Raw genomic sequence first — 14,258 nt, 5'->3', positions numbered from 1 at the left:
CCGGCCTTAGCCGAAAGACTCGGCCAACTCCTCCGCGTCCTCTTCCGAGGTAGCGGACATCTTCACGACGGCGTCCCGAATCCGGAAGGCAACCCGGGGGTAGTTCTTCACCAGCTTGCCCGCCATGTCACCGGTAATGAACGGCCGGTCCGCCTCGTCCACGACGCACGCCGAGACCAGCGAGACAAGAACCTTGTCCATCACGGCCCCGTCCTTGCCCTCCTGAATCGCAGCGTACGCGGCCTCAAGGCGGTTGCGAACGGTGCCGGTCATCTCGCGGACGCGGAGCGAGCCGCCCAGTTCGGGACAGTCGATTTCGGTAGTCGCGACCGGAGCCTTTTCCGCAATGGCGGACAGAAGGTCGGCAGAGTTCAGGAGAGCCACGGGATTACCTTTCAAGCGAGACTGTGAAGGGGTATCGCTAGCGCGCTAGCGATGGGTCACACGGTGCCGATGGTCGGCTTGCCCGAAACCTTGAAGGTGAGCGAAGCCGCAAGCTTGTCGTCGTACGGGGCTTCCGCAGAGAATTCCGTGAGAATCGCCTTGACGGACCAGACGACGGCGGGGGACACCGGGAACTTGAGCTTGTAGTTCCGGGGGTCGTCGTCCTCAAAGTCGGCAATCAGCGTGTCGTGCTCACTGGGGTCATAGTTGACGTCAACGCTGATCTCGCCCGCGTCCTTGAGTCCGCCAACGAACTCCATCCATGCATCGGCGGAGTTGTGCGCGGTAACGTCGATCGTCTCGCGGGAGATCTCCGGACCCTGAATGTTGGTCACGTTCGCGATGGCCGTAAAGACCTCCGTCGCCGCGCCGTCCCCGCGCAGCAGCTCAGTACCGAAAGCGTTCAGTCCCGGCATGGGACATCACTCCTTACTCGTGATGATGCGGAACCGAACGGCCGCATGTCGTAGCCCCGGCTGGTCCGGGTCCGTGAGCGTCTGCGCGAATTCGAAGCGCGTCACGACGTGACGGTGCCCGGCGATGACCAAGGGCTGATGGTCTAGCAATTGCTGTAGGCGGTACGCGATGGCGTTCACTTCCGCGTACCCGTGGTAGTCGGACCAGGCATGCAAGGTCTGTACGGTCTGCCGACCGAACGCGCCGTGAGCGTTGTCCGGCGTCTCGATCGCGTCCCCGAGCAGGACATACGGGCGGGGGACGTCCTCCGGAACGCCGTCGTAGACGCCGTTCACCATGTCCATGAGCAGTAGGTCACTGGTCAGCGCCGCGTAGATCGCGGCCTGAGTCGGCGTGAGCGCCGCGTATGGCGTGCTCACAGCGCCGCCCGGATGTGATGCCGGAGGCGCGTGGGGAACTCGCCCCGCTCGCGCTCAGCCGCCACGGTCAGAACCGGGTCCGCCGAGATCGAGCTTGTCCCGAACTCCTGGAACTTCGCGTAGTAGGTATCGCTGTCGAACCAGCCGACATCCGCTGTGAGCCCGAGCGAACCGATAGACCGCACTCGGACGCGATTCTTGAGGAGCCCGCGCCACACCCTGACGTTCTGCTCGACGTCTTCGCGGATGGCTTCACCGGACTCGTCAACCGCGTTCCGCGCGCCGTCAAGGATGCGTTCCGGCATGCGCTCAAGCTGTCGCTGTAGCAGGCGGAGCGACCGCGTGTCCACGCGGGCAGTGATCCGCGCCATCCTCACACCTCCACTTGTGCAGCGCTGCACAACGCCTTGCGGTACCGGGGCCCGGATGGCTCGACAACGGCCAGCACGCGCAAGACCAGCGGGCCCCCGCGTAGCTCGTCCCCGCGCCGCACGTCCGCCGACGCGGTCAGGTACACGCTGTGCGTGTGCTCCGTGCCCCACTGATCCGCTGTCTCGCGTTCCTTCGCCTCCGGCTGATCAACCTTGCAACGCACCGCCCCGACCTTCGCGAGCGTGCGCGTGTGACCGCCCATGCCATCGCTGACCATCGACGGCCGCCACACGTCGCGCCGATCGCGAAGCATCGCCCGCACGCTCACGACCACACCCCCGGGGTTCCCACGCTGTAGACGCCAGCGTGACCCGCCGAACCGGCGGCCCCCGCGACAAGCGCCCGTTCCTCCGGCGTGAGGAAGGTGGAAGCCGCCGCGCGGCTCACGGTGTGATCCCCGAGCGCCTCGTAGTTCAGACCCTCCGGGTTGTCCCAGAAGCGGCGCGCGAGCCGCAGGACGACCACGCGCGCCGTGTCCGGGACGGTCTCAATCGTCCACGTACGGGACCCGTACGCAGCGACCAGGACCGAAGCGTCCTCAAGCGCCGCCGTTGCCCGCGCTAGATCCTCGCCCGCCAGACTTCCGGGGGGCTCGCCTAGCCGTGCTTCTAGCTGTGCCACGGTCGCCAGCATCACCCGCCCCCTTTCGTGGCTCCGGCTCGGTTACGTACTCCGCTTCGCCGTCCGCGACCAGAGCCGCCGCAATGTCGTCAGGCACTTCGACGCGTTGCGGCGACCCTTCGCGGGTACCCCGCACCCAAGCCACGGCTCAGGCGGACAGGTAAACGTGAACGGCGGTCGGACGGAGAACCTTCGCGCCGTACACGTGAAGCATGCGGACGACGTCAGAGAAAGCGTTCTGCGAACGGAACGCCTCGACTTCCTGAATCTGGTTGACGTACGCAACCGCCGACGTGTGCAGCGCGACAGCGGCGGGCTTGTTCGCGTTGAGCAGCATGTTGGACTCAACGATGGTGAAGTTCGACAGGCGACCGATCACGGCGTCACGAAGCCCGGAGGTCTCGCCGCTCATGTCCACGTTGGTCAGCTTCGAAGACGCCTTGAGCAGAAGCTCAAGGAACTCCGGGTTAATGACCAGGTACCGCCCGCCATTCGGAACGTTGGCCTTGCTCATGATCTTCCGAAGCTCGCCCACCTTGTCAATGGCGGCGTCCGGCGTGGTGATCGCGACCGTACCGGCGGCGGTGCCGCCCGTGGTCATGGTGCTGATGATGTACGCTTCCGCGTCCTCACTCAGCAGCTTTGCCGCCTCACCAACGATCGGCTCCAGAGAACCGGCGGCCTGAACGCGGTCGATGTCCTGGACACCGAACGCAATGGCCTTCTCCTGGTTGATCAGGATGTCCTGAGCCGTGCTGTCCACGTTGGACACGGTGTGGGTACGAGTGGTGGCGTAGTTCTGCACACCCGCCGACAGGGCGAGAGTGTTCACGGTCACCTTGTTACCGCTGGTCGCGTTGCCCTCGTACTCGCGGTTGGTGAGCTGAGCAACCACCTCGGCGGGCCGGAAGCCCTGTAGAGCGGCGGCGGCCCAAAGAGTAGGAATGAAGGAAGTGAGCGCCATGGGTCATGGCCCTTTCTCGGGTAGTGCGTCCGTCGCGATTCCGACCGGACGAAGAGGGGTTACTTGCCGCCGATGTTGCGCAGACGGCCCGCGCGGTACGCCTCCATGACCTGAGCGGGGGACATCCTCTCGACGTCCTCGCGCGTGAGCTGAGACACGGCCGCAGGGTCCGCACCATTGCCCGGAATGGGCAACGTTGCGGGAAGCGGAGTGTCAGCGTCGGTCTTGGCAGGGATCAGTGCGGCGAGCTTCTCGGCCCGCGCGTCGATCTCTTCGGCGGTCTCGCCGGTCAGCAGTTCGGCCGCGTTCTCGGAAAGCCCGTGCTTTCGGATTGCGGCGTTCACGGCCAGGTCCCGACGAACCTTCGCAAGCTCGCTTTCTGCCTGAGTGGCGCGCTGGGCGAGCTTCTCAGCCTCGCTCATTTCGGCCTGCTCACGCTCGGCGAGCTTTGCCTTCACCTCCGCAAGCTCCGACTTGTAGCCCTTGCTCTCCTCACGCAGATTCGCGATAAGGCGAGCGGCTCGACCGGCGTCGAATTCGCCGTCCCACTTAGGACCGTCTTCGGTCGGCGCGGCGGTCGCGGGCTCGACCGGAGCGGCGGGAGCCGCCGGAACGGTCGGGGTTTCGCTCGGAACGGTGGGGGTGTCGGACATGGTTGATCCTCCTGGAATCGCGACGCGGACACTTGCCCACGCCGTAGGAAAGGGCCCCCATCGCTAGCGTGCTAGCGATGGGTTCAGCCCTTGAAGACCGCGACGACGGAGCATCCGCACCCGTCGTGATAGCGGTTTAGTTCGTTGCCCGCAGTGCGAGCGGTCTTGTAGACGGGACCCCGTGTGGCGAGCATTTTGCAGAACTCGCACGGGTCCGCGTCCGTGATGCGGGCCCAACCCCAAGCCGCCGGATCGTTCACGACCAGGCGACGGGTTGTCTCGCGACCCGCGTTCAACGTGTGGCGCATCGCGGAGCGGCCGACCATCGTCCCGACCCTTGCCGAGACGTTCCGGTCATCGCCCCGCCGGATCATCGCCTTAGCCATCCGGGGGCCCGTCCAGATCAGGGACCCGACTACGGCGTCCGTGGGGAACGGCACGTCCGGTTCCTCCGGGGGAGGAGTGTCCGCCGCGTCCTCCAACTCGCGGAGGTAGCGATAGAACTCCATGGCGAGATCCTCCGACAGGTCTCGTCCGCCCCTGAGAAGCGCCAGTAGCTCCGCTAGTAGCCGGGCCCAACCCCTGTCAGGGTCGGACGGGTCCAAGCCGTTAGCGACGATCTGAGACGCGCTAGCGGCGATCCGGCCGCCTAGCGCCGCCTGATCCCGCCGGTAGGCGTCCATGCGCGGCGTGACCGCGAGCGGTGCCACTACTCCGCCGCCGGGACGTCAGCCCCGACCGCCGGGGCGGCCTGACGCGCGATGGCGTCCGCAAGCCGGTCCGTATCGCTGGGCTTCGCGGCGAGTTCCCGCCATTGCTCAAGCTGTTGGTCCGTGATCTGGGGAACCAGCTCAAACAGCCCCTCCGCCGGGGCTCCCATCTGGTGAAGCTTCACGAGACCGTCAACGATCTGGGAGAAGGAACGCGGCTCGGTGTCGCGCCAGCGCACCCGGGCGGACGGGTCACTCGCGCCAGACAGCGCTAGGACCGCCTCCCACGACTCGCCAAAGTTCATCTTGAACGAGTCGATCTGAGAGTTCATGGACGCGTTGAGCGCGGCAATGCTCTCGATCGCGACGTTCGAAATCGAGTTCCCGGACGCCAGCAGAGGCGACGACCGCCCGATGCTGATCAGCGTTCCCACGGCCGACGCAATCGCGGCAAGGTGCCCCGTGACGTCGGTCTGGTCGAAGTCGCCGAACTTCGAATCCCCGTTCTCCGAGATCCACAGCCGGTTGACCGCAGCCTTAAACGGCTCGATCGGCTTTCCGAAGTTGGGGTTCTCCGTGCCGTCCGGCAACATCTCTTGCTCGTCCCGGGGGATCACGAGTCCCGTCGCCCATCGTTGCCGGAACGACGCGTAGTGAAGCGCCATCAGGAGATAGAAAACGCTCGCGTTCACGCGGTTCTGTAGCGAGATCAACGGGCGAATCACGCCCTGTGCTTCGTCGTCCAGCCGATCACGGAAACGGACCCACGGCACCGGGACGGCGCTCGCGAGTTTCCGCGTGTTTACCAACTCCAGAGAGCCAATCTGAACGTCCTTGCCGTCATGTGGGCTGGACGGGTCATCTGGCACGCCCAACCGGCGGCCCGTGACACGCTCGTACGTGTAGACGACGCGGTCATGCCAGAACTCGTAACGGGCGAGTACCGTCCCGTCGCTCGCGATGCGGCTACCCACTTCGACGATTCCGGCAACCGGGTGCTCGGCTTCGTCATCCTCGTACCAAGCCCACGACTTGCGCGCCGACAAGGTCCGGATCTTCGAGCCCTCAACCGCAACGTACGAGACGCCATACTCGATTGCGCCCCGCATGGTGATCATCTGCCGGGCGTCGAGCTTGTTGTCCTGCCAGCGCTTCCAACCGGCGACGTTGTCCGCCGACCGGCCCGAGCGGTAGCCGTCCACGTAGAGCGACTCAGTGAACGTTCCGGCAATCAGCGGAAGCCAGTTAGTCACGCTCTGCCGGGCGAGTGCCTGATACTCGGCGGTCGCGTCCGGAGGCATGTACGGCATGTCGTGACGACCCGCGAGGTAGCGGCGAACAAGGCCAATGTGCTCGTTGTCGGTGCGGCTCTGATCCAATTCGCGGATCATGGCGTCGGCCCAGTTCTTCACGCCGCTACCCCCTTTCGTCAAAATGCAATGAGAACGCCCGGCTTCTTGCGCTTCTTGTACGCGGGGGAAGCGAGCACGTTTCGCCGCAGCATCGCGGCCCCAATGGCGCACACGGCAAGGTCGATCTTGCGCGTGCTCATCCGGTGTTCCTTACCGATCGTGATCCCGAACTTGTTGGGCCTCCGGCGCGCGTTCAACAGGTGCCCGCGTAGGCGCGGGTCGCCGTCGTGCGTAATCTCGCCGGAACGAACGTCGGTCTCGAAGCGCTCGACAGCTTCCGTGAATGCCTTGACGTTCGTGCCGTTCCGCATGTCCCACGCCGTAGCGTGTTGGAACCGGCCCATCTGGGCCCACAGAATCAGCTCTTTGCCGAAGTCCTGGGACCAGGCGTCATGAAGTCCCTCGAAGTGCAGGACGTCACCCCAGAACGCGACAACGTTTCGCTCAGCCATCACGCGGCGAACAACGCGGTCAACGTCCTGTTTGTCAACCTCCCACCCCTCCCCACGGGGACCGGCGGGACGCTCCCATGCGGCGACCGTGAACACGTGCCCATCTGCGAGCCGAGAGGCAACAAGCCCCGTCGTGTCCTGCGTGGTCGAGCCGTCGAAGAACAGAACGATCTCGTCCTTGGGAGAGACAATCTTGTGGGGCGCTGCACAACTGTCCACCTCGGGGGCGGTCAGGTACGCGTCCTCAGATGCAACGACCTGATTGAGGTAGAAGCGGCGGGACAAGGTCGGGCTCATCCGGGGGTCCCGAATCGACGCCATGACCCTCTCAATGTCCAGCCACACGGCGTCGCCCCGGGCAGCCTCAACCCCACGCCGTAGCGAATCGTCGTCGGCAAGATCGGTGTCCGGCGGAGCACTGAGAGAGTCCAGCATGAGAGACGGCCGGTCGCTCTTGAGTCGTCCGGCCGCCCAATCCTGGAACGCCTCCCAGTCTCGTTCAGCGTCGGAGTTCTCCCCGGGGACGTGCGCGTTCGTGATCGCAAGGGCACGGCTAGAACCGTCGCGAGACTTAACGGCGTTACGGTCGATGACCTCCGCCATGGCGAGTCCCTCGTTGTTCTCCAGCCAGTGATGCGTTTCGTTCTTCAAGGTGAACGTCTGACGTCCACCCTCAAGCGCACGCGGCGAAGACGTCACAGCTTCCAGCCGACCGCCCCGCGCGGTGTGAATGATCTCCTTGCCCATGTCCACGCCGTAGCGTTCCTTCGCGGCGTCGGAGATCAGCGACGGGAACAGGACCATGGTGTTCCGCGTCTGGTCCTTGGAGACGGCCGCCGTGGACACCCACGGGGACGAATGCGGAACCGCAATCGGGAACCCGTGCTTGTCCCACCCGCCGAACCGACACGGGCCCATTAGTTCGATAGCGCAGAGCGCCGCCCCGAATGGGTCCTTGCCTGCGCCTTTCATGCGCTGCAACATCCCGTACGGCCACACGAAGCGGCCCCGAGCGTCGATCGCGTACCAGTGCAGAACGAACCGGAGTTGCTCCGCTGTGAAGGACCAAGGACCCCCAGCGTCCGGCCCGTCTGGCTGGCGTAGCATCTCCTGAGCCCACAGGATCGCGTGAAGCCCGAGCGTCCGGGCAAGCGGAGGCTTGACGAACTCGCCGCTCTCGTCCCGCTCCCACGCGGGCCCGATCGTAACCGCGTCCACGCGGGTACCTCCTATCGCTAGCGCGCTAGCGATGGGTCACGCCATCCCGAGTCGCTTAGCCAAGTCGATGACGGCCGCGTTCTGCTTATCCTCTCCGCCGGAAGGCGTGCGGTCGATCTCGAAGCGCAAGCGTCGGCGCTGGCCTTCCGTCGCGAGAAGATCTCCCATCGCGGACCACAACGCCGTGTAGAGCTGACCGGACGGCTTGCCCGCGTTCAGCATCCGTCCGAGTTCCATCGTCAGGATGCGCGCGGCCTGCCAGTCGGACGGCTCGAAGTAGTGCGCCTGTTCCGACCGCGCAAGCGACGCGTAGAAGTCCATCGCGAGATCATGAGTCACGAACCCCAGTGGGGGAGCGTCCACAGTCGCACCGATGCGAGGAACCTCCGTGGTCGGAATGCCCTCCGGGTTCTCATTCCGGCGTCGGCGCTGGTCGCTCCGCTTCGGAACCGGTCCCTTGGTCGCCACGCGGTCACCTCCCATCGCGCGCTGACCTGGACATGTGATGTCCAGAATTGAGTCAAAAAAGAGAGGGTCGCCCGGGGTTGCGCCGGGGCCCCGGGCCCTGCTAGGGGGTGGGGGCTTGGTAGAGAGGACGCACCTCGCGGGGCGCTACGCGCCGTTACGGGGAGCGGGACAGAGCGTGTGACCCAGCGCCTCGGTACCCGTACAGATAGCGAGCTTCTAACCCCCGCCGTTCGCCTGTCCCCTCCGGAACCGGGCCATACCCCCGGGGTAGGTCACAGATCGTGACGAGATCAGGGGATCATGACGGGTCCGCGCGTCGGCCCGGATGTGGTTCGCTTGGCCTCAAGCGAGACGGCATCGGACGCCGCGCGGCCTGCGCGTCTCGGCCTGTCTTGCTCGCGTGGCACGTGGCACACACGGCACGCAACGCGGCAAGTCTGTGGTCATCGTGCGCGCCAACGTGGTCCACCTCGGAGGCCACGCCCGTACAGCGCGGGCCCTTGATCTGACACTGGCCCCGGTCCCTGCGCAGGACCGCCCCGCGTATCTGCTTCCAGTTCGCGGGTAGGGGGGAGCGTCTCCAACGGAGGGACAAGCGACCTACCCCCTATCCGCTACTCAGTGGTCCACCAACCGAACGTGAGATGCCCGACCAGCCACACACCGAACGTGAGTTGCACACCCGCGAGAAGCCACCTCAGCGGCACGGGCACCCGTTCGCGGACGCGCCAGACGCGCCACCAATGTTCCGAGAAGGTGTCACCCTTCGCGCCCCGGGCAAGGGCGATGCCCTCTACCACAAGGAAGAACACGACCCACGCGGCCCATGCCAGCGTGAAGCCGGACACGCGACGCCGCGTCATGGCTCACCCTTCTACGTTGTCCCCGCACGGACGGGACGGGACTCGCTACTAAGGCCCGTAATTCGGGGCAAGCCCCTTACGTTGCGTTTTCGCGACCACACATCCCGCCGTGCGGGTTTGTCGGAGGGGCTGGACTCGAACCAGCAACCAGGGTGATCGGCCCTTGGCTCTACCTGTTGGCCTACCCTCCGCACGTGCCATGTGTTTCCACTACACCACCCGCCGTCGTAGTCGGCAGGCACGGAATCGAACCGTGGTCTTGACACTCGCGGGACTTGCGGACTCGAACCGCTCGCACGGCACATCGGCCGTGCTTTCACCGTGTGGGCACGTCTGCCCGTCCCCATTGCGGAATACCAGATCTTTCCGCGCCCCGGCTCTCTAACCACTCGCCATCCCCAAAGGGGACCCGGGCCCTTACGCGGGACTGTGGGATTCGAACCCACCTCGGGGCAGTGTTCCCGCGCAGAACCACCCGCACGGTACTAGTCCCCCTAGACTCCTCCTGAGTCCCTCGTGACTATCGTCGGCGTGGTGGGCCTATTGTCGTCACTGCCGCCGCGCCTGGACTCGAACCAGGGACCTTCCGGATTTCACCCGGACGCTCTACCGACTGAGCTAGGCGGCGTCGCCCCGCGTTCCTCTCGGCTCACTTCACAGCCGGGTACTTGCGAGGCTGCCCCTCACTGGGGCTCAGGATAGTTACCGCCCCGGGTGTTCGCGGGGGAGAGGCCCGGGGTCGCCCATCGCTAGCGCGCTAGCGATGCAGCGTGACGGAATGACGAAAGAGCCTCTTTCTCTGTTTTCCTTTAGTGGCCTCTAAGGAAAACCAGATATCAAGCTCTTTCGTCATTCCGTCACCCTTCCGGGGCGGGCGGCCGTCCTTGCGCCGCGAGCTACCGCGCACACTACGCCGCGTGCGACGCTGAGACGGCCCCAGAGACGCGAAAAGCCCCGACCGGTACACAGGGTACCGATCGGGGCTGTAGTGCTGTCAGGGGCGCTCAGGCCACCACGGGGGACTCCCACACGAACCGGATGTCCGTCCGGTCCTCGACAGCAACCGGGGGCTCGCCCTTGTACGTGCGGTACACGCGCACTTCCGCGAGCGCCGCCGCGAACACGGCTCGCTGTGTCGCGAGGTCGGCCGCGTCCCACACCTCGCGGAGGGTGGCGGGCTCCGTCATCCATGTGACGTCGATGCTCGCCATGTTCTCCAGGTCGGCAAGGATCGCGTTGGATGCCTCGCGGTCCCGCTTAATGGACTCGTTCTGACGCTCGTACTCCTCGCGGTCGTCTTCGTACAGCCCGTCAAGGAACGCCTTGCGGAGGCGTTCGGCACGCGCCTTGATCTCCTCGACAGCGCGGCGGGCTTCCGCGAGCGCGTCCGCGTCGGCCGTCTGCGTTGCCCCGAACCATGCGTGAGCGACGCGGGCGAGCGCTTCCGCGCCCTCCGGCGTTTCCGGATCGAGCCCGCTAAGCCCGTTCAGAACGCGCTGTGTGAGGTACGGAGCAATCTGCTCGTCCTTGACCATCACGGGGGAGGGGCAGCGTCCGGGGCTCGCCTGGTGACGCGAGCAGCGCCAGTAAAGGGTTCCGTTCCAAGACATGGGACCATCGCATCCGTCGCACGTGAGGAACTGGGACACGAGCCGTGTCCCTTTCGCAACCTTGCCCTTGTTGAACCCACCCTTGCCCCGGAGCTTCGCGCGGGCCCGGGTGATGAGCGCGGCGGGTACGGGCTCGACGCCGTCCGCGAGGCACCAAATCGGCTTGCCGTGCTCGTCTAGGATGCGGATCGCTTCGTCCGCGCCCTTGGGTCGCTGCGTCATCCATCCGGCGTACACGTCGTTGAGGATCATTCCTCGAACGGTGCTGATGTGCCACTGTCCGCCGTTGCTCGCGGGGATGCCGTCCGCGTTGAGCCGCTCGACGGTCACCCGGAGCGAGACGCCATCCGCGATGCTCTCGAAGACGCGGAGGACGATGGGCCAACGGTCCGGGTGGTGCACGAGACGGCCGAACACCTTGCCGTAGGCGTCGCGCTGGCGCATGTACCCGTAGGACGGCCGGTTGGAGTACTCGCCCGCGCGTCGCTGGCGGTCCTTCGCGCCCTTGACCCGCGCCTTGAGCTTGGTCACGTAGTCACGCGCTTCGCGCGCCTTCACGGTCAACATGACTTCCTGCCCGATGTCGTCGCGGGCGGAGTCGTAGCCGTCTAGCAGGGCGATAAGCCGGGCGTTCGGGGGAAGCTCGTGCAAGAGCTGACGGAGGCCCATCCGGGACGCGCGGTCAACCGCGTGAACAATGAGGGTGTCTGCTGCGCCGACTCGAAGGGCGTTCAGCGTCGCTCGCCATCCGGGGCGGTCCGCTGTGTCGTCCTTGCTGGCACTCTCGTTGTCCAGGAACGCGCCCGGGTACTCGCTGGACATGCCGGGGAGGTTCAGGAGCGGGGGGAAGTCGTTCGCCGTGATGTGGGCGAGGATGTCAAAGTGCTGGTCTCCGGCGGAGGCAACGGCCTGCCCTGCGCGGACCTTGCGCGACTTGCGCACGTATGCGATGGCTTTCACACATGACAGGGTATGTGAAGTGTTCGGGTAGTTCAGTCCTTGCGGTTGATCGTGGTCTCGGCGGAGAAACCGGCGCGGGTGCCGCCCCACGGGTCCTCGGCCACGCCGTGGAACTCGACCTGGAGGGTGACGGGCCGGGTGACGCCCTTGATCGTGAGCTCGCCGTCGACGAGGTGGCCGCCGCTCTCCTCGCGCAGGCCCTTGGTGACGAACGTCATCGTGGGGTGGTTCTCGACGTCGAGCACGTCGGCCGTCCGTACGTGGGCGTCGCGGTCGGCGTTGCGGGTGTCGATGGACGCGAGCTTGATCTCGGCGGTGGCCGTGGAGCCGGCGGGGTCCTCGGCGACCTCGACGGCTCCGGAGAACTCGGTGAAGCTGCCGCGCACCTTGGTCATGAGGTGCCGGATCGAGAAGGTGACCTCGGAGTGGGCCGGGTCGATGTTCCAGGTGCCGGCGGTCAGGTCCTTGGCGACGGTGGCGAGGCTCATGGGTTTCTCCCGCTAATGCTTGAAGTTTCAACCAACGAGTCTGAGGTTAGTTGAGTTTTCAATCGCCTGTCAAGCCCGCGGCCAGGGTCGGCACTACATACAGCGCGTACTGTTTGTTTGTGGCTACACTTCCCCGCATGCAGACGCGCCGTACGCAGGAGGAACGCACCACGGCCACCCGCACGGCCCTGCTCGACGCCACGATCGACTGCCTGGTGGAGTACGGCTACCACGGCACGACCACCACCCGCGTGGTCGAACGGGCCGGGGTCTCACGCGGCGCCCAGGTGCACCACTTTCCCACCAAGAACGATCTGGTGCTGGCGGCCGTCGAGCACCTGGCCCGCAAGCGCGCCGACCAGTTCATCGAGCAGCACCTCGGCCGTCTCCAGGCCGCCGAGGACGGCATCGGCGAGGCCCTCGACCTGCTGTGGGAGGTCCATCAGGGCCGCCTTTTCGAGGCCTCCATGGAACTGTGGATCGCCGCCCGCACCGACCCCGAGATGCGCGACCACGTCGCCTCCCTGGAGCGCACGGTCACCGCCGGCATCCTCGACCTCGGCCGCCGCCTCCTGGGTGACCGCGTGGACGACGCCGAGGTCCGCGGCGACATCTATCTCATGCTGGAGACCATCCGCGGGCTGCGGCTGCTGCAGTTCGTCCACCCGACCTCGCCGGAACGCACCCACGAGCGCTGGCTGCGAACGAAGTCCCGCCTACGCGTGATAGCCGAACGCCACCTCTCGTAGGCGGGATATCCACAGAACGCGGCTCCACTTCCACTGCCCTACCTGCGGGGTTGACGATAGAAGAGGGTCCCCCCGGGCGGGAGGGGCGTTTTTCCGGTGGGGGACGGGCGTTTGGTGGGGGTTGTGGTGGGTCAGCGGGCGGGCTTGTAGACGGTGACCACTGCCGCGCCGCCAAGACCGATGTTGTGCTGGAGGGCACCGGTCACGTTCTCGACCTGGCGCTTGTCGGCCTGGCCGCGCAGCTGCCAGGTGAGCTCGGAGCACTGGGCCAGGCCGGTGGCGCCGAGGGGGTGGCCCTTGGAGATCAGGCCGCCGGACGGGTTGACCACCCATCGGCCGCCGTAGGTGTTGTCGCCGCTGTCGACGAGCTTGCCGCCCTCGCCCTCGGCGGCCAGGCCGAGGGCCTCGTAGGTGAGGAGCTCGTTGGTGGAGAAGCAGTCGTGCAGCTCGACGACCTGGATGTCCGAGGCGTCCATGCCCGCCTCGTCGTAGGCGCGCCGCGCGGCGAGCTTGGACATCTTGGCGCCGACCAGCGTGATGGCGCTCTTGTCGGTGAAGGTGTCCCGGGTGTCGGTGACCATGGACTGGCCCGCGATCTCGACGGCGCGGTCCCAGAGGTCGTGCTCGTCGACGAAGCGCTCGGAGGCGATGATCGCGGCACCGGAGCCGTCGGAGGTGGGCGAGCACTGGAGCTTGGTGAGCGGCTCGTAGACGACGCGCGCGGCCTTGATGTCGTCGAGGCTGTACTCGTCCTGGAACTGGGCGTACGGGTTGTTCACCGAGTGCTTGTGGTTCTTCCAGCCGATCTTGGCGAACTGGTCGGCGGTGGTCCCGTACTTGCGCATGTGCTCGCGGCCCGCGGCGCCGAACATGTACGGGGCGATCGGCTCGCCCTGCCACTCGAAGAGCGGGAACAGCTCCTTCAGGTGGTTGAGCATCGGCTGCTCGCGATCCTCGTAGGTGCTGCCGAGGGAGCCCTTCTGCATCTTCTCGAAGCCGAGGGCCAAGGCGCAGTCGACCGTGCCCGACTTGACCGCCTGGCGAGCCAGGAAGAGGGCGGTGGAGCCCGTGGAGCAGTTGTTATTGACGTTGATCACCGGGATGCCGGTGATGCCGAGCTCGTAGACGGCGCGCTGGCCTGACGTCGACTCGCCGTAGACGTAGCCGACGTACGCCTGCTCGATCTTGTCGTAGGAGAGGCCGGAGTCCGCCAGGGCCTTGGTGCCGGCCTCTCGGGCCATGTCGGGGTAGTCCCACTCCTTGCTGCCGGGCTTCTCGAACTTCGTCATGCCGACGCCGACGACAAAGGTCCTGTTGCTCACTTTTCTTCTCCCCAGGTTGATAGGCGCGACGCTAGGGCCTGTCTAATAAACAGTCA

17 protein-coding genes and 2 tRNA genes are annotated in these 14,258 nt (G+C 66.0%); 1 reads left to right on the top strand and 18 read right to left on the bottom strand.

Features of this window, described 5'->3' with window-relative positions; genetic code table 11:
* Positions 1–6 precede the first annotated feature (6 nt).
* The 17 genes from ABD333_RS24720 to ABD333_RS24640 form a co-directional block, all read right to left on the bottom strand.
* Positions 7–384: a hypothetical protein gene (locus ABD333_RS24720; RefSeq protein WP_344544566.1), complete on the bottom strand. Its 378-nt coding sequence runs from the start codon at positions 382–384 to the stop codon at positions 7–9.
* A 56-nt stretch (positions 385–440) separates the two neighbouring features.
* On the bottom strand, positions 441–860 hold the full coding sequence (locus ABD333_RS24715; protein WP_344544564.1) for a phage tail tube protein: 420 nt from the start codon (positions 858–860) through the stop codon (positions 441–443).
* 6 nt (positions 861–866) lie between these two features.
* Positions 867–1,280 (bottom strand): DUF3168 domain-containing protein, encoded by a 414-nt coding sequence (locus ABD333_RS24710; RefSeq protein WP_344544562.1) that lies wholly within the window; start codon positions 1,278–1,280, stop codon positions 867–869.
* A complete protein-coding gene (locus ABD333_RS24705; RefSeq protein WP_344544561.1) occupies positions 1,277–1,651 on the bottom strand; it encodes an HK97-gp10 family putative phage morphogenesis protein in 375 nt (124 codons plus the stop codon). The genes ABD333_RS24710 and ABD333_RS24705 overlap by 4 nt, the downstream gene beginning before the upstream one ends.
* Positions 1,652–1,653: 2 nt before the next feature.
* Positions 1,654–1,980, bottom strand: coding sequence for a phage head completion protein (locus tag ABD333_RS24700; RefSeq protein WP_344544559.1), 327 nt, complete (start codon positions 1,978–1,980; stop codon positions 1,654–1,656).
* Positions 1,977–2,345: a hypothetical protein gene (locus ABD333_RS24695; protein WP_344544557.1), complete on the bottom strand. Its 369-nt coding sequence runs from the start codon at positions 2,343–2,345 to the stop codon at positions 1,977–1,979. Before ABD333_RS24695 ends, ABD333_RS24700 begins: the two co-directional genes overlap by 4 nt.
* A gap of 136 nt (positions 2,346–2,481) precedes the next feature.
* Positions 2,482–3,297, bottom strand: a complete 816-nt coding sequence (locus tag ABD333_RS24690) for a major capsid protein (protein WP_344544555.1) — start codon at positions 3,295–3,297, stop codon at positions 2,482–2,484.
* Between the two features lie 59 nt (positions 3,298–3,356).
* Positions 3,357–3,950: a hypothetical protein gene (locus tag ABD333_RS24685; RefSeq protein ID WP_344544553.1), complete on the bottom strand. Its 594-nt coding sequence runs from the start codon at positions 3,948–3,950 to the stop codon at positions 3,357–3,359.
* An 83-nt stretch (positions 3,951–4,033) separates the two neighbouring features.
* Entirely contained in the window at positions 4,034–4,633 is a 600-nt protein-coding gene (locus ABD333_RS24680; RefSeq protein WP_344544552.1) for a VG15 protein, read from the bottom strand.
* A gap of 26 nt (positions 4,634–4,659) precedes the next feature.
* Entirely contained in the window at positions 4,660–6,072 is a 1,413-nt protein-coding gene (locus tag ABD333_RS24675; RefSeq protein WP_344544551.1) for a phage portal protein, read from the bottom strand.
* Between the two features lie 17 nt (positions 6,073–6,089).
* Positions 6,090–7,742, bottom strand: a complete 1,653-nt coding sequence (locus tag ABD333_RS24670) for a hypothetical protein (protein ID WP_344544550.1) — start codon at positions 7,740–7,742, stop codon at positions 6,090–6,092.
* 36 nt (positions 7,743–7,778) lie between these two features.
* Positions 7,779–8,225 carry a phage terminase small subunit gene (locus ABD333_RS47835; protein ID WP_458773686.1) on the bottom strand — a complete coding sequence of 149 codons (447 nt, stop codon included), beginning with the start codon at positions 8,223–8,225 and terminating at the stop codon, positions 7,779–7,781.
* Positions 8,226–8,824: 599 nt separating this feature from the next.
* On the bottom strand, positions 8,825–9,073 hold the full coding sequence (locus tag ABD333_RS24660) for a hypothetical protein (RefSeq protein WP_344544548.1): 249 nt from the start codon (positions 9,071–9,073) through the stop codon (positions 8,825–8,827).
* A 120-nt stretch (positions 9,074–9,193) separates the two neighbouring features.
* Positions 9,194–9,264: transfer RNA gene (locus tag ABD333_RS24655), tRNA-Ser, on the bottom strand.
* Positions 9,265–9,628: 364 nt separating this feature from the next.
* Positions 9,629–9,701 (bottom strand) — tRNA-Phe (locus tag ABD333_RS24650).
* A gap of 376 nt (positions 9,702–10,077) precedes the next feature.
* Positions 10,078–11,643 carry a recombinase family protein gene (locus ABD333_RS24645; protein ID WP_344544546.1) on the bottom strand — a complete coding sequence of 522 codons (1,566 nt, stop codon included), beginning with the start codon at positions 11,641–11,643 and terminating at the stop codon, positions 10,078–10,080.
* Positions 11,644–11,675: 32 nt separating this feature from the next.
* The gene (locus tag ABD333_RS24640; protein ID WP_344544545.1) at positions 11,676–12,131 is read right to left on the bottom strand and encodes a YceI family protein; all 456 of its coding nucleotides are present in this window, start codon (positions 12,129–12,131) and stop codon (positions 11,676–11,678) included.
* 137 nt (positions 12,132–12,268) lie between these two features.
* On the opposite strand from ABD333_RS24640, the gene ABD333_RS24635 reads away from it, so the two are divergent.
* Complete coding sequence (locus ABD333_RS24635; protein ID WP_344544543.1) at positions 12,269–12,880, top strand: TetR/AcrR family transcriptional regulator; 612 nt, start codon at positions 12,269–12,271, stop codon at positions 12,878–12,880.
* Between the two features lie 131 nt (positions 12,881–13,011).
* Here ABD333_RS24635 and ABD333_RS24630 read toward each other — a convergent pair whose 3' ends face one another.
* Positions 13,012–14,202 carry a lipid-transfer protein gene (locus ABD333_RS24630; RefSeq protein WP_344544541.1) on the bottom strand — a complete coding sequence of 397 codons (1,191 nt, stop codon included), beginning with the start codon at positions 14,200–14,202 and terminating at the stop codon, positions 13,012–13,014.
* Between the last annotated feature and the right edge of the window lie 56 nt (positions 14,203–14,258).

Source organism: Actinomadura fulvescens (assembly GCF_039533225.1).
Lineage (GTDB): Bacteria > Actinomycetota > Actinomycetes > Streptosporangiales > Streptosporangiaceae > Spirillospora > Spirillospora fulvescens.
This window is presented reverse-complemented; position numbering and strand designations above follow the sequence as displayed.